A 24,129-nucleotide genomic window follows, 5' to 3' on the forward strand; every position below is an offset into this window, starting at 1 on the left:
GGACGACAACCACGCCGCGGGCCGTTCGGGTCTTCTTGGCCGATCCCGGCGTTCGTTTGGCCGGCGGACCGTGCACGGAGTGTCGTCAGAGACGTCAACCCGCACTTCGCCACCTTCGGTGCCAGCTCCCTTGCGGTTACCAACATTCTCGCCGACCCGCACGTCGACACCATCGACGACGACCCTACGGTCGATCCACCGCGCTACCTCTGATGGCCGAGCATTTCGGAGAGGACCCTAAAGACCTTGTTGTTGATGCGGTCGATGACCGGTGCGGCGATGGGCTAACCCCACTTTCCGGCTTCATATCCAGCATCCGCCCAAATGTCCATAATAGGTTCGTTGACAGGATGTGCGCCAGTTGTGGGGTAAATGAGCCATTCTGAAACGAATTAAAGCGACCTTTGCCGTCCGGTGTCACGATCTCATCGGAGTCTGGGTAGGCCAGGTATCCGCACTGAGCTTCGAGGCCACCCGCCGTGGCTTCTACGTCAGTACTGATCGACTCGGCATCCGCCGCCGCACCCACCACGAGGGCGTGAGCGCCACGAGATGCGCCCACTTTCAAAGACGACGTTGTGCTGCCGCGACACCGAGCCCTACCGCGGCCCGCGTCGCTCCCGCACAATCACCTTTACGTTGGAGTACGTCCGGGGCGGTCGCCTCGGACGCTCGTCCGCGGTTCGGGGCGTGGCTCGACAATCACCTGTGTGCCCTCGGTGGCTCGGCGTGGAAGGCCACCCCGGACCGTGACGGGTCGTTTCGGCCGCTGATTGAGAAGTGTTCGCGAACTTGTCGCTGTGTAAAGGTGCGCCGGCGAAACAACCCCTGACGAGGTCAACAGGTTCGAGCAGAGAGGTTCATGTGGTCGAAACAATCTGGGTAGGAATCGATGTCGGCCGTCACGCACACCACGCCGCCGCTGTGGACGACGCGGGGACGGTGCTGTGGTCACGTCGGGTACCGAACGATCAGGCGGCCATCGAAGCGATTGTGGACCAGGCGTGCCGTGTCGAATCGGTGGTGTGGGCGATCGACATGACCGCGCCGGAATCGGCCCTCCTCCGAGGGGTGTTGTCCCGCCGCGGCCAACACATTCGCTATGTACCTGGTCGCGTTGTGCACAGCATGACCGGCGCTTTCGCCGGCGAAGGCAAAACCGACGCCCGCGACGCGGTGGTGATCGCCCAGACCGCGCGCCTGCGTGGTGATCTCGCGACGGTCGCGGTCCCTGATGACGTCGCGATCGAACTCGACCTGTTGACCGGGCATCGCCGCGACTTGGTCACCGAACGCACACGAGGCATCAATCGACTGCGCGGCCTGCTGACCCGCATCTTCCCCGGTCTCGAACGGTGCTTCGACTACTCGACGTTGACTGGTTTGGCGTTCGTCACCCGCTTCACCACACCGTCGGCGATTGATGGGGTCTCCGACGAGGAGATTTACGACCACCTACGCGGTCAAGGAGTCCGCCGGCCGACCATCCCGAAGATGATCAGCAAGGCGCGTGCCGCCGCGGCCGCGCAGACCGTCGCTCTGCCTGGTGAGGCGACCACGGCATTGCTGGTGCAGCAGGCGGCTACCTCGCTGATGGCGCTCACTCGCCAGATCACCTACCTGGATAAACAGATCGCCGAGGTGTTCCGCCGAGACCGCCACGCCCGGATTCTTGAATCCGTACCCGGTATCGGCACCCGAAGTGGTGCCGAACTCATCGCGTTCACTGGTGGCGACCTCACGTCGTTCGGCTCGGCTGCCAAACTGGCTGCCTACGCCGGTCTTGCTCCCGTCCCGCATGATTCAGGTAACCGGCGGGGCACATTGCGTAGACCGCAGCGCTACCACCGGGGTCTGCGGAAGGTGTTCTACATGGCCGCACTCAACAGCTCGCAACGCGACGGACCATCACGGGAGTTCTACCAGCGCAAACGACGCGAGAACCGCTCTCACGTGCATGCGCTCATCTCGCTGGCCAGACGGTTGATTGATGTTGTGTGGGCACTCATCCGTGATGGCCGAGAATGGACTCCGAGGGGCGCCGGCCCGCCCATCGCGGAGGCTGCCGCCTAGCCCCTGAGATCATTCAGACGCCGCTGCACGCACCGCCGCGGTGAGGTCGTCGATCGTGTTCGGTTGTAGCCGATTCTCGTCGAGGAAGAATGTGGGGGTGCCTTGGACCCCGAGAGCCAGACCGTCAGCGACGTCGGCGCGGATCCGTTCGAGCGTGGCCGGGCTGTTGTAGACCGTGTCGAAGGCCGCCATATCGAGATCGAGGTCGACGGCGAAGCTACGGAACAGGTCGTCAGCGGGGACTTGCTGTTCGCCCCAATGGGTTTGGGTGGTGAACATGCGCTGGTACATCTGCTCGAACCGCCCCTGCTGGGCGGCGGCTTCGACCGCGCGAGCAGCACGTTCGGCGTTGAAGTGTCCGGGCATCGGAAAGTAGCGGACGACGAACGTAACGCGGTCGCCGTAGGTTCGCCGCAGATCCTCGATGACCGGGTAGATGGCTCCGCAGGCTTCGCACTCGAAGTCCAGGAACTCGACGAATTGCGCCCGGCTCTGCGCAGGCGACGTCAGCCGATGACTGTCGGGCCGGGCCACCAGATCAGACACCGCGGCGGTATCGGACGGGGCGGGTGTGGAAGTGTCCTGATCGACGAGGACGGCGACTCCGATACCGACGATAATGGTTACGAAGAACGCCCACGCGAACTTGGTTGGTCTGGTCATACGTTCAACGTAGAGGCGATGTCGGCGGGAATGAGGATCGGTCTCATCAGGCCGGGGGGTGCCTTCGGGGTAGCGCCCGGAATGTATGAACCTGATGTCTGTTCTCAGTCTTCATGGGTGCGCGCTACAAGCGGATCAGATTCTGTATCCGGCAGCGAGGAGTCTCTGGCGTTTCCTCTGGGAGCGGACCATCGAGACTCCGGGCAGACGGTGAGCCGGGCAGTGACCAGCGCGGCCAGCCGGGCCCTGCGCCGGATCGGGGGGGGGTCAGCGCTCGGGTGAATGCTGCGCTCGTTCGTCGGGACTCCTGAATGCGGTGAGGGTGATCAAGATGGCAGCGCCGCCGACGATGAATGTGTCAGCGAGGTTGAACGTTGGCCACCAACCGGTGTGGAGATAGTCAGTGACCACTCCGTCGGGGAACCGATCGATGAGATTGGCGCTTGCCCCGCCGAGGATCGCTGCTAACCCCAGCCGCCCGAGGTGCCCGGTGCCTGGCGCCATCCGCCAGGAGGTGACCGCGACGATGAAGGTGATGATTCCGGTGACTGTGGGCAGCACCCATGCCGGGGCATCGGCGGCGATCGAAAACGCCGCGCCCGGATTGAATGCCAGCCGCAGCTGCACCGGCCCCGTTCCGATGACTGCGCCGTCCGCGAGCGCGCTTGTGGCCCATGCCTTGACGGCCAGATCGGTGGCCGCGAGTCCGACAGCGACGGCCAGCAGCCCGCACCGCCGTGTGAGGCGTACGCGGCGGTGCGCCACCGGAACCGCGGTGATCACTGCCCGACCGTCACTACGGACGGAGTCCGCTGGCCAGTTCCGGTCCTCGCCCGGGCTAGCGCTTTGACCCGGCCGGCGCGGACTCCGTTGGCGATGACGACGATCTCGGCGAGTTCGTGGACGGCGACGACGGCGGCGAGGCCGAGTATCCCGAACAGCGCGAGAGGGATGAGGATCGCGATCAGGGCGAGGGACAGGCCGACGTTCTGCAGCATGATCTTCCGGGCGCGGCGGGCGTGATCGAGTGCCTGCGGGAGGGTGCGGAGGTCTTCGCCCATGAGGGCGACGTCGGCGGTTTCGATCGCTACGTCCGATCCCATTGCGCCCATGGCGATGCCGAGGTCGGCGGTGGCCAGGGCGGGAGCGTCGTTGATGCCGTCGCCGACCATCGCGGTGAACGAGTTCGTTCGGAGGTCGCCGATGATGCGGGCCTTGTCTTCGGGGCGGAGGTCGGCGTGTACGTCGTCGATGCCGGCGATCTTCGCCAGCGCGTTGGCGGTGGCGGTGTTGTCGCCGGTGAGCATCGCGACCGTGGCGCCGATGCGGTGCAGGTGCTCGATTACCGCGCCGGCTTCGGGGCGAAGCTCGTCACGGACGGCGACCGCGCCGATGACCTGACCGTCGTGTTCGATCAGGACGGCGGTGGCGCCGTCGGCCTGCATGGCCGCGACCCGCTCATCGAGCGGGCCGGGCTCGATCCAGTCGGGACGGCCCAGCCGCGCGGGCCGTCCGTCGACGAGGCCGGTCAGGCCGGCCCCGGGAACAGCCTGCACATCGCGCGCGGCGGTGGTCTCGCCGTGGGCGGCGAGGATCGCGCGGGCGAGCGGGTGTTCGCTGTGCGCTTCCAGCGCCGCGGCGACGGCGAGCACCCGCTCCTGGCCCGGAGTGCGGTCGCCCAGGCTGCTCCCGGTGCTAGGAGCAGCGGTGTCGGTGGGGGTGGTGGCGATGTCGACGACGGTGGGCCGGTTCGCGGTCAGAGTGCCGGTCTTGTCGAGGGCGACGGTGCGGACCCGGCCGAGGGCTTCGAGGGCGGCACCTCCTTTGACCAGGACGCCGATCTTGCTGGCGGCGCCGATCGCCGCGACCACGGTCACCGGCACAGAGATCGCCAGCGCACACGGCGACGCGGCGACGAGCACGACCAGGGCCCGTTCGATCCACGTGGCCGGGTCACCGAGCAGGGAGCCGAGGATCGCAATGGCGGCGGCGAAGATCATGATCGCCGGTACCAGGGGCTTGGCGATCCGGTCGGCGAGGCGTTGCGCGTCGCCCTTGCGGGACTGTTCGGCCTCGACGATCTGCACGATCTTGGCCAGCGAGTTGTTCTCCGCCGTGCTGGTGACATGCACGCTCAGGGCGCCGGTGCTGTTGATCGACCCGGCGTAGACCTGCGTGCCGGGTCCGGCTTCGACAGGCACGGATTCGCCGGTGATCGCCGAAACATCCAGTGCGGTGCGGCCTTCGGTGATGGTGCCGTCGGTGGCGATCCGCTCGCCGGGTTTGACCAACATCTGGTCCCCGACGGCCAATTCCGCCGGGGAGACGGTGACCGGGGTGCCGTCGCGGAGCACGGTCGCGGAGTCCGGGACCAGATTTAGTAGCGCCCGCAGCCCGCGGCGGGTGCGGGCGACGGCGTACTCCTCAAGGCCTTCGCTGATGGAGAACAGCACAGCGAGCATCGCGGCTTCGCCGACCTCGCCGAGGATCACCGCGCCGACCGCAGCAATCGTCATCAGGGTGCCGACGCCAATTTTGCCCTTCGCCAACCGGCTCAGGGTCGAGGGGACGAATGTCCACGCCCCGATCAGCAGCGCCACCCACTCCAGGGCGAGCGCGACCGGTTCGGGGCCGCCGGACCAGCTGGTGATGTACGCGGCGAGCAGGAACACCGCGGCCGCGGCGGCAGCCTGCAGCTCCCGCACCTGCCACCAGTGCTCCGGAGCCTGCTCGTCCTCACTGGCCGGTTCGTCGTGCCCGCATCCGCATGCGTCGCTCATCGCCGCACCCCCGCCTTCGTGTCGCCCGTTGTGCAGCAGGAGGTGGTGGCTTCGGTGCCGTAGTTCGGGCACAACACAACCGCGTTTCCGGTCGCTGCCAGGAGGGTTTCGGCGGCGGCGAGCACGTCCATCAGCTCCGGTCGGGCCAGGCTGTAGAACACCTGCCGCCCCTGCGGGCGGCCTTCGACGAGCCCACAGTCCCGTAAGCACGCCACGTGCGCGGAGACCGTCGATTGCGCCAACCCCAGCTCCGCCATCAGATCCGCCACCCGGGCCTCGCCACCGTGCGCGAGGCGGGTTGCGATTGCCAGACGGGTCCCATCGGAGAGGCTGTGGAACAACGCCACCGCGGGATCGAGGTCCGCCCTAGTCGCCACCGAGCACTCATTCATCGTCATATGACGATGATAGCGGCATTGTGTGCTGTAATCGAATCATCACGAAGAAGTGGCAGCAGGCGCGGCCGGGCGAGATGGTGGGAGCTGTTGGTATGCCGTCGATGTCGACGATCGAGTCTCTGTTCTGCCGCAGCGCACCGTGGCAGGCGGCCACCGGCAGGTGGGTACTCCCGTGGGCGCTGCAAGGCATCCATCCCCGAGGCCGGGTCCTTGAAATCGGTGGCGGCGCCGGCGCGATGACCGAACAGATCCTCACCACCAACCCCGACGAACTCGTGGATGTGACCGTCACCGACTTCGACCCGGTCATGGTCGCCGCCGCCAGCGATCGGCTGCAGGGTTTCGGGGCCCGCGCTCACGCCCAGGTCGCCGACGCCACAGCCCTGCCGTTCGAGGACGGAAGCTTCGACACCGTCGTCTCGTTCATCATGTTGCACCACGTCATCGACTGGGAACGCGCACTCGCCGAGGCCGCCCGAGTGCTCGCGCCCGGCGGAATGCTGGTCGGCTACGACCTGCTCGGCAGCGCACCGGCGCGGCTGCTGCACAACCTCGAAGGGGCACCGCACCGGTTCATCCCCCGTGGCGAACTCCGCCTGCGCCTGACGTCTTTGCCTCTGACCGACATCACGGTCCGCGAGAACCCTGCGCTCGCCCGGTTCCGTGCCCGCCGTGCCGGTGACCGATGACCACGCCACCACTGCACGGGCATCACCATGGCCCTCCCTCGGACGAGCTCGCCGAGCTCGAGCAGCGTGACGCCGCGGTGGCGTTCGTCGACCTCGCCGGATACAGCGTGTTCACCGAGTTCTGCGGCGACCAGGAAGCCGCAGAACTGGCCATACGGTTGGCCTCTCAGACCTGGCAGGCAGGCTCTACGACCGGGCACGCGGCTGGTCAAGGCCATCGGCGATGCGGTGATGCTCACCGCCGACGCCCCCCAAGTGATCCTCGCCACGATCACCGCCCCCGCGGCCGCGGCCGCCGGTCAAGACGGATTCATCGCCCTACGCGCCGGGATCGATCCACTACGGCAGCGCAGTCGTCCGCGACGGAGACCTGTTCGGGCACGCGGTCAGCGTCGCCGCCCGCATCACCGCCCTCGCTGGCGCCGGCCACGCCGTGATCACCGATCCGATCTGCCCGCCACCAGCCGAGCTGGATTGCTCGCCATGCTCGCTGACCTGCTGAAAGACACCGGAGTTGGCCTGCCAAAAGGACACCCGGATAAGGCTCGCTCAGTTCGTGCCGTCGCCGTTCAACAGCAACCCGTCGTAGCGCTGAGAACGTTGCGTAGTGCTTCCAACGAGTCCGGTTGCGCTCGGTAGTAGACGTTCATGCCGCGGCGCTCGGGGGTGACCATGCCGGCTTTGCGGAGCTGCCCCAGGTGGTGACTGGTGGTGGCTTCGGTGAGGCCGACCGCGGTCGCGAGGTCGCAGGTGCAGGTCCCGTCACCGGTGTCGGTAAGCAGGATTGAGACGAGCTTGATCCGAACGGGATCGGCAAGCGCCTTGAGCCGCAACGCGATCTGCAGCGCGGTGTCGTCATCGAGCGGTGCCGCCGATACCGGTGCGCAGCAGATCGGGGCGCTGATGTCGACCATCGGCAAGGGCTTCGGCATGACCAGATCGTACGCCCCTACTTGACATATGTCGAAAAGGTGGGCACGCTGCAGAGTGACCACAGTTCGATATATGTCTCACAGGTGAAGGTGATGGTCATGTCCCGTATGCAGTTGGCGCTCAACGTCGATGATCTCGATACCGCGATCGAGTTCTACTCCAAGCTGTTCAACACCACCCCGGCCAAACGCAAGCCGGGATACGCCAATTTCGCGGTCGTCGAGCCGCCGCTGAAACTGGTGCTGCTAGAGAACCCCGGCCAGGGCGGCACGATCAACCACCTCGGCGTCGAGGTCGAATCGAGCGAGAAGGTGCACGCCGAGATCGCCAGGCTGTCCGGGGAGGGCCTGTTCACGCAGGAGGAGATCAACTCCACCTGTTGTTTCGCAACCCAGGACAAGGTCTGGGTGACCGGCCCGGCGAACGAGAAGTGGGAGGTCTACACCGTGCTCGCCGACTCCGACACCTTCGGCACCAGCCCGAAACTGTTGGAACAGAACGCCGCCGCCGACGACGCCGAGCAGGGTTCGGTGTGCTGCGGTGGCAGCGCCGCCGAACCGGCCGAAGCGCGCACGGCCTGCTGCTGAGCCCGACGTTCAGCCCGCGCTCCCGCCTACCGCGCGATGCGGTCGGCGAGGGCGCGGATCCGCGCGGTGATGTCGTCGCGGATCAACCGCATCCGTTCGATGCCGTCGATGCCCCGTTCGGAGGGTTCGTCGGTGTTCCACACCTCGAGGGCGACGCCGTCGGGTGGGGTGACGTCGGCGGTGCCGACCACCACGACGAGATCTGCAGTTTGCATCAGTTCGTCGGTGAGTTGGCGCGGCTGATGTCCGTCCACGGTGGCGCCGACTTCGGCGAGCACCTGGGCGGACAGGTCGTTGACCTGGCCGCCGATCTTCGCGCTGGTGCCGGCCGAGGATGGGGTGATCCGGGCGGTGACTGTCGGTGTGAGATGTTCGGCCATCACCGATTTGCCGCGATTGGACACGCACACGAACAGCACCTGCGGTGTCGTGCTCACCGGCCGACCTGCTGGTCGGCGGGTACGAGTTCGTCGAGGAGGTCCTCGACGAGTCCGCGGATCTGATCGCGGATCGGGCGGACCGCGTCAATGCCTTGGCCGGCTGGGTCGTCGAGGGCCCAGTCGCGGTACCTGACGCCGGGGAATACTGGACATGCATCGCCACAGCCCATGGTGATCACCACGTCGGAGGATTCGACCGTGTCGGGGGTGAGGATCTTCGGTGACTGCGCGGAGATGTCGATACCGACTTCGGCCATCGCCGCGACAGCGGCGGGATTGATTGAGTCGGCGGGAGCAGATCCGGCGGAGCGGACCTCGACACTGCCCTGGCTCAGAGCGGTGAGGAACCCCGCGGCCATCTGTGAGCGGCCAGCATTGTGGACGCACACGAACAGCACGCTAGGTCGAGAGGAAGACATGAAACACAGGCCCTTTCAGCTGTGGAGGAAAGCTCGGAAAGTCACACACGGTCGGCCGTGAGCTCGGCAAGGAGCTCGCGAACCCGGGCATCAAGGTCATCGCGGATGGCGCGAACCTCGCCTAGTGGACGGCCTTCAGGATCGGAGACCGTCCGGTCGAGATACCGCTTACCGGGATAGATCGGACACGCGTCGCCGCAACCCATCGCTACGACCACGTCGGCGGCGGCGACCACATCGTCGGTTAGCGGTTTGGGGTACTGCGTACCCAAGTCGACGCCGATCTCGCTCATTGCTTCGACGACGGTCGGGTTGATCGAGTGCGCGGGTGTTGACCCGGCTGAGCGCACGTGTACCCGCCCAGCGGCGTGATGGGTCAACAATCCTGCGGCCATCTGCGAGCGGCCGGCGTTCTGCACGCAGATGAAGAGAACCTCGGGCACATCCTTGGGCACCGCGCCCTCAGCCTGGGCGAGGGCGCGTAACCGATCAGCCGCGAACCGGCCCGCCAAGGTCGTCAGATGCGTATGCACCCGGGAGGTACGCCGTAACACGGTGTAGGACTCGAAGACACAGCGTTCTACCGTCTGGCGAGACACCACCCCTTCGTACTTGGCGGCCAAGTCGGCGGCGGTACGGGCCAACACGGTATGAGGCATCAACAGTTCGGGCTGCTCGCGGTGTTCACCGCGACGTAGGTGTTCGTCCAACGCATTCTCAGACATCGCGAGCAGGCTCCTTCGACACATCTAGGCTAGAAGCAGTGGGAGTTGTGAAGCGTTTCCGCAATGCCAGGGACACATAGACGAGGGCGACGAGAACCGGGACCTCGATCAGTGGCCCGATGACCCCGGCGAGAGCCTGGCCGGAGGTCGCACCATAGGTCGCGATCGCGACGGCGATGGCGAGTTCGAAGTTGTTGCCGGCGGCGGTGAACGCCAGCGTGGTGGTCCGTGCGTAACCCAGCCCCATCGCGGCGCCGAGGACGAATCCGCCACCCCACATCACCGCGAAGTAGATCAGCAGCGGCAGCGCGATCCGCACGACGTCCCACGGGTGAGAGGTGATCTGCTCCCCCTGCAAGGCGAACAGGATGACGATGGTGAACAGCAGACCGTAGAGGGCCCACGGCCCCAATCGCGGGAGGAACGAGGATTCGTACCATTCGCGGCCTCTGGCCCGTTCGCCGATGCGGCGGGTGAGATAGCCGGCGATCAACGGGATTCCGAGGAAGATCAGCACCGACTTCGCGATCTGCCACGGCGAGGTGTCGATGGTCGTCTGTTCCAGGCCGAGCCATCCGGGTAGCACCGAAAGGTAGAACCAGCCCAGCACGGCGAACATGATCACCTGGAACACCGAGTTCAGTGCGACGAGGACGGCAGCCGCCTCGCGGTCGCCGCACGCCAGGTCGTTCCAGATGATGACCATCGCGATACAGCGCGCCAGACCGACGATGATCAGTCCGGTCCGGTATTCCGGTAGGTCCGGGAGCAGAAGCCAGGCCAGCGCGAACATCAACGCGGGTCCGACGATCCAGTTCAGCAGGAGCGATCCCAGGAGCAGGCGACGATCGCCAGTGACCGAGTCGAGTCGGTCGTAGCGCACCTTGGCCAGCACCGGATACATCATGATCAGCAGTCCGAGAGCGATTGGCAGCGAGATGCCGTCGATCTCCACGGCCGCCAGGGCGTCACCCAGGCCGGGAACGGTGCGGCCCAGCATCAGGCCCGCGACCATTGCTGCGCCGATCCACACCGGCAGGAACCGGTCGAGCATCGACAACTTCGCCGCGACCGCGGTGTCGGTGGTGGTCACTGGTCGGCCTCGCACGAACGAGTTTCCCCCACAACCATGGCGAGATCGCCCAGCAGGACCGACAGTTGTTGCAGTGCTTCGGTGTTCACACGGTAGTACACCCAGGTCGCGCGGCGTTCGCTCGTCACCAGACCCGCCTGACGCAGCACCTTGAGATGATGCGAGATCGTCGGCTGCGACAGCTCGAACGGCCCGGAGATGTCGCACACGCACGCCTCACCTCCCGGATGCGCGGCGACCTCCGACAGCAACCGCAGCCGAACCGGATCCGCGAGCGCCTTCAGCAGCGGGGTAACCGCTCCGGTCTCGTCACCACTCAGGCCGCGGCCTGGCAAGAGAAGCAAGTTCTTATTCGACACCCGTCAATATTGACATACATCGATTCAACGGGACAAGGCCCTCCGATACCCGGGAGCGCACTTGCGTTCCCGCATTGAGATCCCCGACTGCCACGTGCGTCCGGTGTGGTCCCGTCGAGCTGGCCGTCAACGGTCGGTCTCGTGTGAGGTGCCGGCATCCGCCGTCATCGACTGCCAGCTGCGCTGTCACCTGATCGGAGCGGCTACGCCGCACGGTATTTCGCAGGTCTGCTTTGCTGACCCCTTCCATTCTCCCGCCTCTGGTCGCGCGCAGCAAGGGTCGCGAAAAACTAATCCGCCCTACGGGTTTCAGGGCTGCGCCCCGGATGACTTTTTCGCTGTGAACACCCTTGCCACGCACTCCCGCCGGCAAGAGATGGCAGGTGTCAAGCAAAGCACCGGCCCGCCAGGGCCGACACAGGAGGGACACCCACACCCATGCAGCGCATCCTCACCACCGCCGACGTCATCGCCGCAATCCCCGGCCTGCTCGGATTCGTGCCCGCCGACTCCCTCGTAGTCATCGGTATCTCCGATCACGAGCGCGGCCTCAAGATCGGCATCACCGGACGCCACGACATCGCCGCCGCAGACGCCAACTTCGCCAACTACTTCGCCAACATCCTCAACACCCACAACACCCCACGCGCCGCAGTCATCGCGATCACCCCAGACGACGAGACCGGCGGCGCCGCCGTCCGCCTCATGAGCGATGCACTCACCAGCTACGGCATCGAAACCGACCACCGTGCCGTAGTCACCCGGTGTGACCAGCCCGCACCCTACCGTGACCTCATCACCGGAGACACCGGCATCAGCGGCGACTACCGCGACAGCTTCGCCTCAACCCGTCGCGTCATGGACGGACAGCCCATCCAAGAGCAGCGATCCGACCTGCGGGCCAGCATCGCCGCCACCACCGAACCCGCCCTCGACATCACAGGTGTCGAGCTACAGCCCGACGTCGCCGCCAAGGCTGTCGTATCGGCAATGGTGAATTGGCCCACCGAGATCCCGCGCGAGCTGTCCGCCCAGGTCGCCGCGATGATCGGCCGCCACTTGGTCTACCGAGACGCCTTCGTGCGCACCGCCGCCTACGATCCGGCCGCCGCCGCCGCCGTGTTCACCGAACTCGCCCGACCCCTGCGCGACACTGACCGTGCGAACGTGCTCACCCTCGCCGCCGCCTGCTACTACTTCGCCGGGAACGGATCGGTGGTCAACGTGATCCTCGACCACATCGCCGAGGACACCGAGCTCCCCAGCTTCGCCCGCCTACTCGACCAGTCAATCCGGGCAGGCATCTCCCCCGACGAGCTCCGCACCATCATCCCGACCGCCGAACTCGCCGACGAACTGTTCCGCGGCCACTTCCCCACCCCCGAGGACTTCGCCTAAGCCTGGCAGGGCAGGAGGCTCAGGTCAGAAGATCTGAGCCTCCACACCCTCGGGCATGGCCTCCCGCCACCACAGATCAACCCGCGGAGCCGCAGCGCGAGAACGACCATCAACCACCGCCCGCATCTCAGACGCCAACGGCACCCACAGATCAGCCAAAGCACGCTCAACCGAAGAAGACATACCTCACGGTAACGGCCAGGCCAGCGGATCGGCTACGCCGAACAGACCTGTTGGCCGAGCTGGCGCCCGGCGACCCCAAAGGACCGGCCCACGGGCCGGACTCGAATCCTGTGCGGCTGCCGCCGCACAGGCAGGGGTTTGTTTGTTGCCCCCTTCCAGTCTCGTACCTCTGGTCGGCCCGGCGACAAGGGCCGCGAAAAACTAATCCGCCCTACGGGTTTGCAGGGCTGCGCCCCGGATGACTTTTTCGCTGTGAACACCCTTGCACCGACCTCCCGCCGGCGACGAGATGGCAGGTGTCAAACAAACCACCCGGCCGCGGGAGGAACCCCGATGGCACGTCAGACCCGCAACGGCACCCAGCGCGACGTGTTTAGCCGCGCAAGCCGCAGCCACCAGAGCCCGCACACCATCCGCGCCGCCAAGCGCCAGGCCAACCGCCAGGACCGCGCCGCCAGCCGGGGCGCGAAGCCCGCGACCACTGACCTCCCCCACCCACGAAAGGGCAACCCGACATGACCGCAACACTCACAGCGCCGAACATCTACACCCCCGCCGCCGTGCCCGCCGACTACGCCGCCACCCGAGCCGGCTTTCTCTGGACCGCTGCGAACCTCGCAGCAGACACCCGCCGCCGCGCGGGCCACCGGATGCTCCTGGACGTCGACCTGCTCACCTGGACACTCGACACCCTCATCGAGCACCACCCCCGCCGCGAACGCACCCTCATCAAGACCCACCACGCCGCCGGCGCGGCCGCCCGCCGAGCAGCAGCAGCCAGCAATCCCCTACTCACCCCTGAACGCCACGGTTCCCCTGGAGCATGGATGAGCTGGCAGCAAGCCGTCATCGCCCACGAACGCGACCACCACCATCACCCCGGCCCCAAACTCTGGGAGATCTTCGCCGCCGCAGCCGAACTCGCCTGCCAACCCGGTGACGCCGCCGAAGGACTAACCCCAGGACGCTGGACCGACATCGAACGCCACCGCCCCCACCGCGCCTAAACTCACTCGCCGAAACGGCGTTGAACAGCCGAAATAGGTTGCGCGGCAACATAATACAGCCTACAATGGAAGCAAGAAACACCGCTCGCGATGCGGATGAAAGAAAGGTTGGAAGATGAGCGAGAACACCACGATCACCGTCTACACCAAGCCCGCGTGCGTGCAGTGCAACGCCACCTACAAGGCTCTCGATAGAGCGGGACTGTCCTACGAGATCGTCGACATCACGCAGGACCCCGAGGCCCGTGACTACGTGATGAGCTTGGGCTACCTGCAAGCCCCCGTCGTGGTGGCCGGCGACAAGCACTGGTCGGGTTTCCGACCCGACCACATCAAGGCGCTCGGCGCTGCGGCCGCCTGACCCGAAAGGACCACGAGACCAATGCCTTCCACCGACTACGCACAGCGTGCCGTGGCCTACTGGGTGAAGTCCGAACAGGCCTATGCCGAGGGTGATCCTCGCTACGGCGACGAGCTCGCCGAACTGGCCGCCCAGAACGAACAGTGGGCGTACGACGACCTCACCGGCGTCCGTAGCGACGTCGCCTGACACCGCCGATACCAACTAGGAGACAGCAGGTGATCGTCATGGCCGAGAACCCCGAGGTCGCACCCCCTGATGTGCCGCAGCCGCCGGCCACCGCGATCGAGCCGCTGCCGGAGCTAGAAACCGTCACAGCCGCAGATGACCTCACCCTCACCGGCGCTGTCGGTGAGGACACCGCCGAGGTCGACAACACCCTGGCCCTGGAGCTGGACATGCTCACCGCGTTGTTGTGGGCGCCACCGGCCCGGGCCCGCCAGGTCGTCGAGGCGCTGATCGGGTCGCGCGCCGACCGTGACGCAGGCACCACCAGCACTGTGCTTCCCGCCAGCAGTGTGGTGTTCCTCAGTGCCGTGCATCAGGACGTGTTCAACACCGCGGTGACGTTGCTCGACGAAGGTAGCCCCGCCACACCGGTTCTGGTCAATGCACGTTTTGCCGATCGAGGACTGACCACCCGCACCCGTAGCGTCATGCTCGAGATCGCCTCGCCGCGGCACGGTCGCCCCGTCGCCGACAGCGCCGACTTGCCTCACCTGGCCGCGGCCCTCATCGACGGCTGGTACCGCCGCGGCTACCGCGCGCTGCTGGCCCGCATGACCCAAGTGACCGCCGAGCGCCCGACCGCCGAACTCGCCGGCCACTGGACGGCTCTCACCGGACATCAACAAGCCGCCGAGACCCGGTGGCTGGCCATCCGCGACACCCTCGCCCGCATCTGAACGGAAAGGCACGGCCATCGTGATGACAGACGACGATCCTGACGCGCAGGACCGCGAAGTCCAGGACCTCGCCGCCGAGATGCGCGAGCACGGGCGCAGCTGGGCCGACATCGCCCACGACCTCGCCCTACCCGAAGTCGTCGTCAAACGAGCCGCCGACCAAGCCCACCAGCGTGCCGCTGAACTCGCGGCCCGCGACCAGATCGCCCTGTTCTGACAGACCTCCCTGATAGAGAGAGGTTCATGCCCACACTGATGATCCTTGGCCCCACGATTGTGCTGTTGCTCATCGCGGTCGGACTCACGCTGCTCGGACAGTGGCAGAGCAAAGTTCGTGACCCGCAACCCATCTACCGGGCTGCGGCCGGTCTCGGCGTTCTCGCATTCATCTACGCCGCCATCCTCTCGTCGGTCTGAGCGCGACGATCCCCAACGGGTTCTGACGCGAGGCCCAAGGAATGGAGTGCTTTCGATGACCGATTCGAGGTGGATCAAGCGCTGGCCCGAGTTGTTCGCCGGCCTCACCGACACCCAGGTCCGCGGAGTGGTCCAGGCAATCGACAACAACGTCCTCGAGGGGTGGGACCCGCAACGCGAGGACATCGAGTTTCTGACCCGCGCCGCGCGCGGTGAGTTCACCGACGCCGAAGCGATCGCTGAGGCAGTCGCGATGGCTAGCCGCGCTAGGCGGGCTAGGCCGACCGACTGAGGGTCACCTGTGACCGGTCGTAGCGGCATCACCGCCGGTGGCCAGTCCCCCAGGTGTACCGCCGCCGCCGACATCGCAGTTCCCTCGTGGAAAACGGCACCCGCGAGCAGCACAAGCGGGACGAGGAACAGTCCCGCGGCGAGCAGCAGTGCGCCGGTGAAACCCGGATCGAGGCGAGAGACCAGGCCGGCGACGAGCACGACGAGCAACGCGTTACGCGCCAACTCCACAATCGGCGTCGCCCAAGCCGGTCGCCGAACCTCCGTGGCAGCAGGTTCGCCGAGAATGCCGTAGTACACGGCGCTCGCCGCGAATGCCGCGACAACTGCCACCGCACAAGCCCATACGTTCACGTTGCTCATGTCTCATCCGATCGTGTGTCTGTGCGAAGTGTGACCACACCACGGGACGAAAGTCATCGCCGACGCCGACTCCCCGGGCGGTGACGAACACGCAGACACCGGACGAAATCAGTCGGCAGAGACTCCGGAGAAGAACGTCCGGAGGGCGACATCGGCGGCGCGACGCCGTGACATCCCCTCGGTCGCGATCGAGACCGCACCCACGAAGCACAGCGAATAGAACACCCCGACCAACCATCGCGTCTCGAGGTCGTCGGCAATGGCTCCCTCCTTCTGTGCCCGGGTGAGGATCTCGGGGAGCATCTGGTCCTCTTCCTCAGACCATTCCGGGTTGCCCTCGAATCGGTTCGGGTCGGAGAACAGGAACATGATGATGTCGCCGATGCCGAGAATGACGCGCATCAACGACTCCAGTTCTGCGCGAGCTGATTCGCAGCCGTCCACTGCTTCCTTTGACTGTCGATCGAGGATGGTGCTCGCTTCCACCAGGGCGGCATCGACCAATGACTGACGGTCGGGAAAATGCCGGTGCAGAGTGCTCCGGCTGACATCGGCCCGGTCGGCGATGTCGCCGAGCGACGTCGAGAAATCACTTGCCCATGCCGCGACGGCGGCTGACACTATGGCCTGTCGGGTGCGCAGGCGCACGCCCGAGACGGCGGCCGGCTCCGGCGCTTCGTTCACATGGCCGAGACTATCCACCGCGCGGTGACCACAGCAACGTCATGCGTTGAAAATGAGACATTGATGTGTCATTCTAGATCTTGAATGTTCCGCTCGGGAGGGCTGACTCGATGACGACTTCGGTATCCACGGCCGACCCCGGGCAGACCCCGGACATGCCGATGCGCACCGAATTGGCGATTCTGTGGGGGTACATGCGCCCGTACCGGGGACTCCTCGCCCTGGGTGTCTTCCTCGGTTTACTCGGCACCGCCGCCGAACTCGCCACTCCTCTGGTCACGAAGTGGGTACTCGACGGTCTCGCGGTGTCCGAGTCCCTTACGGCGCCGATCACGGTTCTGGCCGTGCTGCTCGTCGCCGGATCTGTGATCGGGCTGATCCAGACGATCATGTTGGGCACGCTGGCCGAACGCATCATCCTGGCCACCCGAACCGGGCTGATCGGCCACCTGCTCCGCGTCGAGGTCCCCGAACTCGCTCGCAGACCGAGCGGCGAGATGGTCGCCCGCGTCACCTCCGACACTCTGCTGATCCGGGAAGCGACGACATCGAGCATCGTCAACGGTGTCAACGGCTTCGTGGGGATGGCCGGCGCGCTGGTACTCATGGCGGTTCTGGACCTCCCGCTCTTCGCGACCACGATGGTCGTCATCATCATGGTCGGTGTCGCCGCAGCAGTCCTGATGCCCGGTCTCGCCAAGGCGCAGCAAGACGCGCAGGCCGAGATCGGTTACCTGGGTGGACGATTGGAAGGGATTCTCCGATCGATCCGCACCGTCAAGGCGAGTCGCGCCGAGGCACGTGAGTCCGACCGGATCGGCGAGTTCGCGCATCGGTCGGCGAGGAAAGGCATCCGGGCCGTCCGTATCGAGGCGTGGGCCTGGACGATCACCGGTGCGGGGATCAACCTCGCGGTGATGATCGTGCTGGCGTTCGGGGCCTGGCGCGTGGCGGACGGCTCGATGACCGTCAGTACCCTGATCGCCTTCCTGCTCTACGGGTTCCAGCTGATGATGCCGGTCTCGCTGCTCACCATGAGTGTCACCGCACTGCAGTCCGGACTTGCCGCTGCCGCTCGGATCTCCGAGATCTCGGATCTCAGAACGGAATCGGACGACGCGGTGTCCGAGCCCGCGCCGGCCCGTGTCGACCGGACCGCTGCCGCGCTCGAACTTCGCGATGTGGTGTACCGCTACGCGCCCGATGCTCCCGCCGCGCTCGACGGAATCGACCTGACGATTCCACGCCGAGGGCACACCGCCATCGTCGGACCGTCGGGTGCCGGGAAGACGACGATCTTCTCCCTCTTCCTGAAGTTCCTGCGGCCGGATCGCGGCGAGATCGTGCTCGACGGCCGACCGTTGGATCAGTGGACACTTCACGATTTACGAGCCCGGATCGCCTACGTCGAACAGGACACCCCGCTCGTTCCCGGAACCGTGCGCGACAACCTCGTCTATGCGGCACCCGAGGCCTCGGACGACGAGGTCTGGCGCGCACTCGCGGCTGTTCGGATGGATGACCGGGTCCGTGCGATGCCGGACGGTCTCCTCACCGACGTCACCACGTCCACCCTTTCCGGCGGGGAACGGCAGCGGATCGCACTCGCCCGGGCGCTGGTCGTGGACCCCGAACTCCTCCTGCTCGACGAGGTGACCGCCCAGCTCGACGGGCTCACCGAGGCCTCGGTGGCCGAGGGGATCCGACGACAGGCGACCCGCGGAGCCGTCGTCACGATCGCCCACCGGCTCTCGACCATCATGGACGCCGACCAGATCGTCGTCCTCGAGGCCGGTCGGGTGCGCGCTGTCGGCAACCATCGAAGCCTGCTCGCCACCGACGAGCTCTATCGCGAGCTGGTGGCCGCCATGCGTATCGACACCGACCTCGAACCCGCAGACCGCACGTAGTCCGGCACTTGCCCACCCGGTCGAGCCCGGGTGGGCGCTGCCGGGTGGGCGCTGTCGGGTGGGCGCTGCCAGGTGGCTGTCGGGTCAGAACCTGCCGACCACCACGTTGGTGGTCTGGACGCGCGCCCGGCAGTCACCGTCGGTGAACCGGACCCGGACGAACACCTCGTCGGCACCGTCCCGGTCCTCATCGAGAACCGAACTGGGAACCACGAATTGGCGAAGATATTCGAGTCCACGGTCCGATGCACGCAGGAATCCGTCGGTGCTCACCGAGGTGCCCGGGAAGTTGCGATCGTAGAGGTACTGCTCCTTCCCGTCGTCTCCCAGCACGATGTAGTGCATGCCACCACAGCCCCGATCGTTGATGTGGGTGACGAACCCGACGGCGTCCGCACGGGTCATCGGATACAGACCCTGGATGATGATGCGGTTCTTGCCGGCGCCGGTGATGTTCTGATCGACGATCGTCAGAGTCGCGCCCGGCGTGCGGGCGGGCGCTGCCGATGCCGTCGTCGCCAGCGGTGCCGCCACCCCGACGGCAGCGGCGATCGCCACCGCCGAAGCCAGGCGGGTGATGACCTTGCGGTGTCTGCGAGAAGCGTTCACGACCGCACCGCCTCGACCACGCGGTACTCCCAGTCGATCGAGATCCCGCCGGGGACCGGCCGCTCGTGGGACTCTGCGAGTGCGATGAGATCGGCTCGGAGTGCCTGCTCACCGTCGTCGTCGAGCTTCGACGCGGCGGTGAACGTCGGCCCGTAATGGCTCAGGAACAAGTCCGCGAACGCGGACGCGTCGACGAACCTCACGGTCAGCGCGGCAGTGTGCGAGTCCAGCGACTGCACACGGTCACCGAGCAGCGAGGCGACGTACTCCTGGTCGCCCCAACGAGTGGCGGGACGAGCTCCGGGAGGTGGCGTCACGTGGCGGCCGACGGCGGCGAGCATCCCGCCGACGAAACCGTCCGCAGTCCAGCTCGTGACGACGATCCGCCCACCCGGTCGGACGACGCGGGTCAGCTCGCGGGCCGCCTGTTCGTGATCGGCGGCGAACATGATGCCGATCGTCGAGATGCCGGTGTCGAAGGCCCCGTTGCCGAACGGCAGAACCTCGGCGGGGGCCTCGATGAAGTCGACGTCGAGATGCTCTGCGGCTGCACGGCTGCGGGCGATGTCGAGAAGTGCAGGCACATAGTCGATCGCGGTGACGTCGCCGCCCTGCCGGGCTGCGGCGAGTGCCGAGTGGCCGGTGCCGGTCGCGACGTCGAGAACACGGTCGCCGGGGATGACCGACGCCGCGGCGACGGTCGCTTCGTTGACCGGCACGGTCAGCGCGGCGATACGGTTGTAATCGCCGCTGCTCCAGACCTTCTGCTGCTTGTCGCGCAACGAGACGAGGTCCGGGGAGAGGGATGTCGTCATTGGATTGTCCATTCTATGTGGTGGGACGACTGGCCGTCGGTGACCGATGTCGGTACCGGCGCACCACAACAGTCGGTCACCGGGCATGCGGGCCACATCGGTGAGGACCTCCCATCTTTCGTCGAGCGTCCTGCCCTTGAATGGGTAGACCCACCTATTCGGCCGTCTCGCGGCCTACACTCGGACGGTGCGTCTGTTGGAGAGAACCGATCAGTTGTCGCAGATCAGCGCGGCATTTGCCCGGTTCCCGACCGGCTCGGCGTTCTCGATCACGGGCGAGAGCGGCGCGGGCAAGACGACGCTGGTCGCGCAGATCTGTGCGACCGCTGCAGATGTGCGCGTCCTGCGGGTGGCCTGCGATCCGCTCGACACCCCGCGACCACTGGGACCGGTGAAGGATCTCGGGATCGGCCGCGAGCCGATGATGCTGGCCGACGTCTGCGAGGCCGCCTTCGCCCATCTCGGCGCCGAGCCGACGCTGCTGGTGGTGGAAGATCTGCACTGGGTCGACGCCGCCTCGACCGATGTGCTGCGGTTCTTGTGTCGCCGGATCGAGTCGGTGCCGCTGCTCTTGCTGCTGACTCATCGAGATCTCGAACCGCAGGCGGCGGCGCGTGCACTTCTCGCCGAAGACGTCTGTCGGATCGAACTGCCGCCGCTCAGCGTCGCGGCGATCGCAGAGCTGGTCGAGGGCACAGGTCTCGATCCCGCGCGTGTGCATGCCGCGACCGGCGGCAACCCCTATTTCGCGACCGAGGTCTCTCGTGAACCCGATCTGCCGATCCCGTCCTCGGTGCGTGACGCGGTGCTGGCACGGACGACGAAGGTCAGCGCGACAGATTTCGAGGCGCTCCAGCTGATAGCTGCTTCGCCGGAACGCGTCGCCGACACCGCGTTGCCCGCCTTGCGCATCGACTACCCCACACTCCATCGGCTCGCCGACACCGGGCTGCTGGAGTGGCGACCCGATGGCATCTCTTTCGACATGAGTTGGCCCGGCGGGCAATCGAATCCACGATCCCACCGGGTGGGGTCGCACATCTGCACGCGCAGCTCCTGGACGCGCTGGAACAGTTGGGTACCGTGCACCCGTCGGTGCTGACCCATCACGCCGTCGCAGCCCGAGACTCCGGCCGAGCCATCCGTCATGCGTTCGCGGCGGCCGAGGACGCCATCCGCGGTGGCGCACACACGGAGGCCGTCGCCTACTACGAGATCGCGAAGCAGCATCAGCGCAACGCTTCTGCGCGCGAGCGTGCGGAGTTGCTGCTTGCGCTGGCCAACGAGCAGTACATGGTCAGCCGACTGCGCGATGCGATAGCCAGCGTCGACGACACGTTCCCGTTGTGGGCCGAGCTCGGCGACGACGCCGCTTTGGCGACAGCGCATGTGGCCGTCGGGGTCTACGAGTACTACAGCGCCAACCGGCAGCGTGCCGAGTCGCACCTGACTCGTGCGGCGGAGATCGCGTACGGCACGGGCGCCACGACGGTGTACAGCCAGGCCCAGATCCAGCGCGCGTTCCTGGCGTTCATGCGCGGCGACGTGACGGGTACCGCATCCCTACTGGCCGACACCGCCTCGGCTCCCGATGAGGAACTCCAGCTGTGGACTCGGGTCGTCTCGGAATCGGCCGCGCTGTCCGGTGGTGAGGAGGATTCGCGCCGCAGGCTTCTCGCGCACATGGAGACCGCGCGCGCACGCGGCTTCGACGAACTGGCGTCGACCGTCTATTCACAAGTGGCCAGCCTCGACGTCGAACAGGGCAGATACCGAGCTGCCGACCGGATTCTCGACGTCGGACTCCCGTTCACGGTCGAACGGGACATCCAGATCTGTCGCCACTGGCAGACGGCGGTCCGGAGTCGGCTGCAGTTGACGCGTGGCCACTGGAACGGTGCCCTCGAGGACGCCGGTGCGGTCATCGAGGCCGACGGGATGCCGATCGCCAGGCTGTGGCCGCTCCTGGTCACGGTGTTGGTGCCACTTCGCCGTGGTGCCCCGTTCGATGCCGCCGAGATCGAGAACGCGTGGACGCTGGCCAGCCAGATCGACGAACCCCTACGGCGACTCGCGGTTCTGACCGCGCTCGCGGAGATCAGCTGGATGACCGGGATCGAGGATGCGCGGGTCGTCGCGTCGGACACCCTCGACGACGACGGAACCGAGTGGGGGTCGGGAAGTCTCGCCGTGTGGCGGTCCCGGCTGGGTCTGCCGACGCAGACCGGCCGGATCGCGGAACCGTATCGGCTGTCGCTCGACGGCCGGCACGCCGACGCCGCGCGATGGTGGTCGGACGCGGGTGATCCGTTCTCGTCGGCGCTGTGTTGGTTGGACTCCGACGATCCCGGACGCGGTGTGACGATGCTCGACGGACTCGGCGCCGTGGGTACCGCGGATCGAGCACGGGCGATGCTGCGTGAACGAGGTTGCGCCTCTGTCCCCCAGCGACCCAGGCCGGCGACGCGGGTGAATCCCGGCGGCCTGACGAACCGGCAATTGGAAGTCGCACGTCTGGTGGCCGAGGGTTGTCGAACACCGAGATCGCCGGGCGCCTGTACATCTCGTCGAAGACCGCGGACCACCACGTCTCGGCGGTGCTGTCCAAGCTGGGGATGACCTCGCGTCGTGAGATTCTCGCGCAGGGCGTCGAGTTGGGGCTGAGATAGTGCCGGGTGGGCGTGCCTCGTCGGAAAAAGAAGTGGCGGGCCCTTTCGGCCGGTGCTAGCGTGAGCCGCGCTGTTCGATGATGGACAGCGCGAGACCTGGAGGTGAGTCGATGGTTGCCGTCGAGATCGCTGTCGCCCACAGCATCCGAACCATCCCCATTCCTCCAGCCCGTCTCTGACCCTCGAAAGCTGTTCCCGTGCATGCGACTGAGTCGCGGATCGGCTGCGCTTCCGGGGCGGCGGGCACATCCGAAGGTCTCAACAGTGAATTCTCCAGATCATTCGTCCTGCCGTATCGAGCTGACCACGCTCGGCTGGGACGACTATTTTTCGACTCTGTTCGCCGATCACGCCCGTGACGGCGACGTGCCCGCGCGCGTCGCGCGGGTGGATCGCGGCGGGTGCGACACCCTGACCGCAACGGGTCCGGTTCGCGCGATCCGCGGCTCCGGACTCGGCACCGACCGCGAGCGGACGGTCTGCACCGGCGACTGGGTCGTGCTGCGCCGCGATGACGAGCCGGCCCACATCGTCGACGTGTTGCCGCGCCGGACGGCGATCACGCGGGCGAGTTCGGATCGGACGTCCGAACGGCAGGTGCTCGCTGCCAACGTCGACACGGTGATCATCGCGGTGTCGGTGGCGAACCGGGTGAACCTCGGCCGGATCGAACGCCTGCTGACGCTGGCCTACGACGCCGGCACGCGACCGGTGATCGCGTTGACCAAGTCGGACCTGGTCGACGACATCGTCGCCGGCGAAGCCGCGGTCACCGCGGTGGCCCCGGGCGCCGAGATGGTGGTGACGAGCACGGTCAGCGGTGTCGGTGTCGACGCGCTCGCGGCCACCATGACCGGCACCGCCGTTCTGCTGGGCTCGTCTGGTGCCGGCAAGTCGAGCCTGGCCAATGCGCTGCTGGGACGTGATCACATGGCGGCCAACGAGATCCGTTCCGTCGACGGTAAGGGACGACACACCACGGCGCACCGTGAGCTGTTGATTCTTCCCGGAGGCAAGGCCCTCATCGACACTCCTGGTCTGCGCGGTATCGGGGTCCAGGATGTCGCGGACGCGGCCGGTCAGACCTTCGCCGAGATCGAGGAGCTGGCACACGACTGCGCATTCCGCGACTGTGAGCACCGTAGCGAGCCCAGATGTGCGGTGCAGGAAGCAATTCGAGACGGTCGGATTGATGAGGGTCGATTGGAGCGCTACCGCAAACTGCTTCGCGAAAGCGAATGGTCGGCGGCCCGGGGCGATGCCCGCCAGGCGAGCAAGCGTAGCAAGCGGGACAAGGCCATCACGCGGGACATACGCGCGATGTATCGGTTTCGGGACCGACAGGGCTGAGCGGACTC

29 protein-coding genes and 1 pseudogene are annotated in these 24,129 nt (G+C 66.5%); 16 read left to right on the plus strand and 14 right to left on the minus strand.

The window, feature by feature from the left end:
* Positions 1–284 precede the first annotated feature (284 nt).
* Positions 285–562 (minus strand): annotated as a pseudogene (locus AB4Z55_RS14360) (hypothetical protein).
* Between the two features lie 302 nt (positions 563–864).
* Here AB4Z55_RS14360 and AB4Z55_RS14365 point away from each other — a divergent pair.
* On the plus strand, positions 865–2,073 hold the full coding sequence (locus AB4Z55_RS14365; protein WP_005193666.1) for an IS110 family transposase: 1,209 nt from the start codon (positions 865–867) through the stop codon (positions 2,071–2,073).
* Between the two features lie 9 nt (positions 2,074–2,082).
* On the opposite strand, the gene AB4Z55_RS14370 is transcribed toward AB4Z55_RS14365, so the two are convergent.
* The 4 genes from AB4Z55_RS14370 to AB4Z55_RS14385 form a co-directional block, all read right to left on the minus strand.
* On the minus strand, positions 2,083–2,736 hold the full coding sequence (locus tag AB4Z55_RS14370; RefSeq protein WP_006360542.1) for a thioredoxin: 654 nt from the start codon (positions 2,734–2,736) through the stop codon (positions 2,083–2,085).
* 267 nt (positions 2,737–3,003) lie between these two features.
* Complete coding sequence (locus AB4Z55_RS14375) at positions 3,004–3,519, minus strand: signal peptidase II (protein ID WP_005193672.1); 516 nt, start codon at positions 3,517–3,519, stop codon at positions 3,004–3,006.
* A complete protein-coding gene (locus tag AB4Z55_RS14380; protein ID WP_005193676.1) occupies positions 3,516–5,516 on the minus strand; it encodes a cation-translocating P-type ATPase in 2,001 nt (666 codons plus the stop codon). Before AB4Z55_RS14380 ends, AB4Z55_RS14375 begins: the two co-directional genes overlap by 4 nt.
* A complete protein-coding gene (locus AB4Z55_RS14385; protein ID WP_101822417.1) occupies positions 5,513–5,914 on the minus strand; it encodes a helix-turn-helix transcriptional regulator in 402 nt (133 codons plus the stop codon). The genes AB4Z55_RS14380 and AB4Z55_RS14385 overlap by 4 nt, the downstream gene beginning before the upstream one ends.
* A 92-nt stretch (positions 5,915–6,006) precedes the next feature.
* Between AB4Z55_RS14385 and AB4Z55_RS14390 the strand changes: the two genes are divergently transcribed.
* Entirely contained in the window at positions 6,007–6,603 is a 597-nt protein-coding gene (locus tag AB4Z55_RS14390; RefSeq protein WP_005193680.1) for a class I SAM-dependent methyltransferase, read from the plus strand.
* A 569-nt stretch (positions 6,604–7,172) separates the two neighbouring features.
* Here AB4Z55_RS14390 and AB4Z55_RS14395 read toward each other — a convergent pair.
* Positions 7,173–7,535: an Rv2640c family ArsR-like transcriptional regulator gene (locus AB4Z55_RS14395; RefSeq protein ID WP_005193682.1), complete on the minus strand. Its 363-nt coding sequence runs from the start codon at positions 7,533–7,535 to the stop codon at positions 7,173–7,175.
* A 99-nt stretch (positions 7,536–7,634) separates the two neighbouring features.
* Between AB4Z55_RS14395 and AB4Z55_RS14400 the strand changes: the two genes are divergently transcribed.
* Positions 7,635–8,123, plus strand: coding sequence for an ArsI/CadI family heavy metal resistance metalloenzyme (locus AB4Z55_RS14400; RefSeq protein WP_174351863.1), 489 nt, complete (start codon positions 7,635–7,637; stop codon positions 8,121–8,123).
* A gap of 26 nt (positions 8,124–8,149) precedes the next feature.
* On the opposite strand, the gene AB4Z55_RS14405 is transcribed toward AB4Z55_RS14400, so the two are convergent.
* From AB4Z55_RS14405 to AB4Z55_RS14425, 5 genes are read right to left on the minus strand one after another with little or no spacing between them, the layout of a single operon-like run.
* The gene (locus tag AB4Z55_RS14405) at positions 8,150–8,560 is read right to left on the minus strand and encodes a low molecular weight phosphatase family protein (RefSeq protein ID WP_005193685.1); all 411 of its coding nucleotides are present in this window, start codon (positions 8,558–8,560) and stop codon (positions 8,150–8,152) included.
* Positions 8,557–8,982 carry an arsenate reductase ArsC gene (locus tag AB4Z55_RS14410; protein WP_006360546.1) on the minus strand — a complete coding sequence of 142 codons (426 nt, stop codon included), beginning with the start codon at positions 8,980–8,982 and terminating at the stop codon, positions 8,557–8,559. The genes AB4Z55_RS14405 and AB4Z55_RS14410 overlap by 4 nt, the downstream gene beginning before the upstream one ends.
* A gap of 41 nt (positions 8,983–9,023) precedes the next feature.
* Positions 9,024–9,707, minus strand: coding sequence for a three-helix bundle dimerization domain-containing protein (locus AB4Z55_RS14415; RefSeq protein ID WP_369519941.1), 684 nt, complete (start codon positions 9,705–9,707; stop codon positions 9,024–9,026).
* On the minus strand, positions 9,700–10,800 hold the full coding sequence (gene arsB / locus AB4Z55_RS14420) for an ACR3 family arsenite efflux transporter (RefSeq protein WP_005193688.1): 1,101 nt from the start codon (positions 10,798–10,800) through the stop codon (positions 9,700–9,702). Before arsB ends, AB4Z55_RS14415 begins: the two co-directional genes overlap by 8 nt.
* The gene (locus AB4Z55_RS14425; protein ID WP_020173050.1) at positions 10,797–11,159 is read right to left on the minus strand and encodes a metalloregulator ArsR/SmtB family transcription factor; all 363 of its coding nucleotides are present in this window, start codon (positions 11,157–11,159) and stop codon (positions 10,797–10,799) included. The genes arsB and AB4Z55_RS14425 overlap by 4 nt, the downstream gene beginning before the upstream one ends.
* Positions 11,160–11,597: 438 nt before the next feature.
* Between AB4Z55_RS14425 and AB4Z55_RS14430 the strand changes: the two genes are divergently transcribed.
* From AB4Z55_RS14430 to AB4Z55_RS14470, 9 genes are all read left to right on the plus strand, one after another.
* Positions 11,598–12,557, plus strand: coding sequence for a DUF4192 domain-containing protein (locus tag AB4Z55_RS14430; protein ID WP_369519942.1), 960 nt, complete (start codon positions 11,598–11,600; stop codon positions 12,555–12,557).
* Between the two features lie 516 nt (positions 12,558–13,073).
* Positions 13,074–13,259, plus strand: a complete 186-nt coding sequence (locus tag AB4Z55_RS14435) for a hypothetical protein (protein ID WP_101822422.1) — start codon at positions 13,074–13,076, stop codon at positions 13,257–13,259.
* Positions 13,256–13,747 carry a hypothetical protein gene (locus AB4Z55_RS14440; protein WP_101822424.1) on the plus strand — a complete coding sequence of 164 codons (492 nt, stop codon included), beginning with the start codon at positions 13,256–13,258 and terminating at the stop codon, positions 13,745–13,747. Before AB4Z55_RS14435 ends, AB4Z55_RS14440 begins: the two co-directional genes overlap by 4 nt.
* A 115-nt stretch (positions 13,748–13,862) precedes the next feature.
* Positions 13,863–14,108 (plus strand): redoxin NrdH, encoded by a 246-nt coding sequence (locus AB4Z55_RS14445; RefSeq protein WP_101822425.1) that lies wholly within the window; start codon positions 13,863–13,865, stop codon positions 14,106–14,108.
* Between the two features lie 21 nt (positions 14,109–14,129).
* On the plus strand, positions 14,130–14,297 hold the full coding sequence (locus tag AB4Z55_RS14450) for a hypothetical protein (protein ID WP_180819484.1): 168 nt from the start codon (positions 14,130–14,132) through the stop codon (positions 14,295–14,297).
* Between the two features lie 29 nt (positions 14,298–14,326).
* A complete protein-coding gene (locus tag AB4Z55_RS14455) occupies positions 14,327–15,013 on the plus strand; it encodes a hypothetical protein (protein ID WP_101822427.1) in 687 nt (228 codons plus the stop codon).
* 22 nt (positions 15,014–15,035) lie between these two features.
* Complete coding sequence (locus tag AB4Z55_RS14460; RefSeq protein ID WP_101822429.1) at positions 15,036–15,230, plus strand: hypothetical protein; 195 nt, start codon at positions 15,036–15,038, stop codon at positions 15,228–15,230.
* A gap of 26 nt (positions 15,231–15,256) precedes the next feature.
* Entirely contained in the window at positions 15,257–15,430 is a 174-nt protein-coding gene (locus AB4Z55_RS14465; RefSeq protein WP_180819485.1) for a hypothetical protein, read from the plus strand.
* A gap of 55 nt (positions 15,431–15,485) precedes the next feature.
* Positions 15,486–15,722 carry a hypothetical protein gene (locus AB4Z55_RS14470; RefSeq protein WP_101822478.1) on the plus strand — a complete coding sequence of 79 codons (237 nt, stop codon included), beginning with the start codon at positions 15,486–15,488 and terminating at the stop codon, positions 15,720–15,722.
* A 470-nt stretch (positions 15,723–16,192) separates the two neighbouring features.
* Here the strand turns inward: AB4Z55_RS14470 and AB4Z55_RS14475 are convergent, their stop codons facing one another.
* Complete coding sequence (locus tag AB4Z55_RS14475) at positions 16,193–16,768, minus strand: TetR/AcrR family transcriptional regulator (RefSeq protein ID WP_369519943.1); 576 nt, start codon at positions 16,766–16,768, stop codon at positions 16,193–16,195.
* A gap of 110 nt (positions 16,769–16,878) precedes the next feature.
* Between AB4Z55_RS14475 and AB4Z55_RS14480 the strand changes: the two genes are divergently transcribed.
* Positions 16,879–18,678, plus strand: a complete 1,800-nt coding sequence (locus tag AB4Z55_RS14480) for an ABC transporter ATP-binding protein (RefSeq protein WP_369519944.1) — start codon at positions 16,879–16,881, stop codon at positions 18,676–18,678.
* Between the two features lie 84 nt (positions 18,679–18,762).
* Here the strand turns inward: AB4Z55_RS14480 and AB4Z55_RS14485 are convergent, their stop codons facing one another.
* Together AB4Z55_RS14485 and AB4Z55_RS14490 are read right to left on the minus strand one after the other, a co-directional pair.
* Entirely contained in the window at positions 18,763–19,287 is a 525-nt protein-coding gene (locus AB4Z55_RS14485; RefSeq protein WP_058250548.1) for a hypothetical protein, read from the minus strand.
* Positions 19,284–20,102: a class I SAM-dependent methyltransferase gene (locus AB4Z55_RS14490; RefSeq protein WP_058250547.1), complete on the minus strand. Its 819-nt coding sequence runs from the start codon at positions 20,100–20,102 to the stop codon at positions 19,284–19,286. Before AB4Z55_RS14490 ends, AB4Z55_RS14485 begins: the two co-directional genes overlap by 4 nt.
* A 187-nt stretch (positions 20,103–20,289) precedes the next feature.
* Between AB4Z55_RS14490 and AB4Z55_RS14495 the strand changes: the two genes are divergently transcribed.
* From AB4Z55_RS14495 to rsgA, 3 genes are all read left to right on the plus strand, one after another.
* Positions 20,290–21,204 carry an AAA family ATPase gene (locus tag AB4Z55_RS14495; RefSeq protein ID WP_257881350.1) on the plus strand — a complete coding sequence of 305 codons (915 nt, stop codon included), beginning with the start codon at positions 20,290–20,292 and terminating at the stop codon, positions 21,202–21,204.
* A 1,426-nt stretch (positions 21,205–22,630) separates the two neighbouring features.
* Positions 22,631–22,771 (plus strand): LuxR C-terminal-related transcriptional regulator, encoded by a 141-nt coding sequence (locus AB4Z55_RS14500; RefSeq protein WP_369519945.1) that lies wholly within the window; start codon positions 22,631–22,633, stop codon positions 22,769–22,771.
* Positions 22,772–23,035: 264 nt separating this feature from the next.
* Entirely contained in the window at positions 23,036–24,121 is a 1,086-nt protein-coding gene (gene rsgA / locus AB4Z55_RS14505; protein ID WP_248642649.1) for a ribosome small subunit-dependent GTPase A, read from the plus strand.
* Positions 24,122–24,129 lie beyond the last annotated feature (8 nt).

The organism is Gordonia sp. ABKF26, from assembly GCF_041103195.1.
Taxonomy (GTDB): Bacteria; Actinomycetota; Actinomycetes; order Mycobacteriales; family Mycobacteriaceae; genus Gordonia; species Gordonia terrae.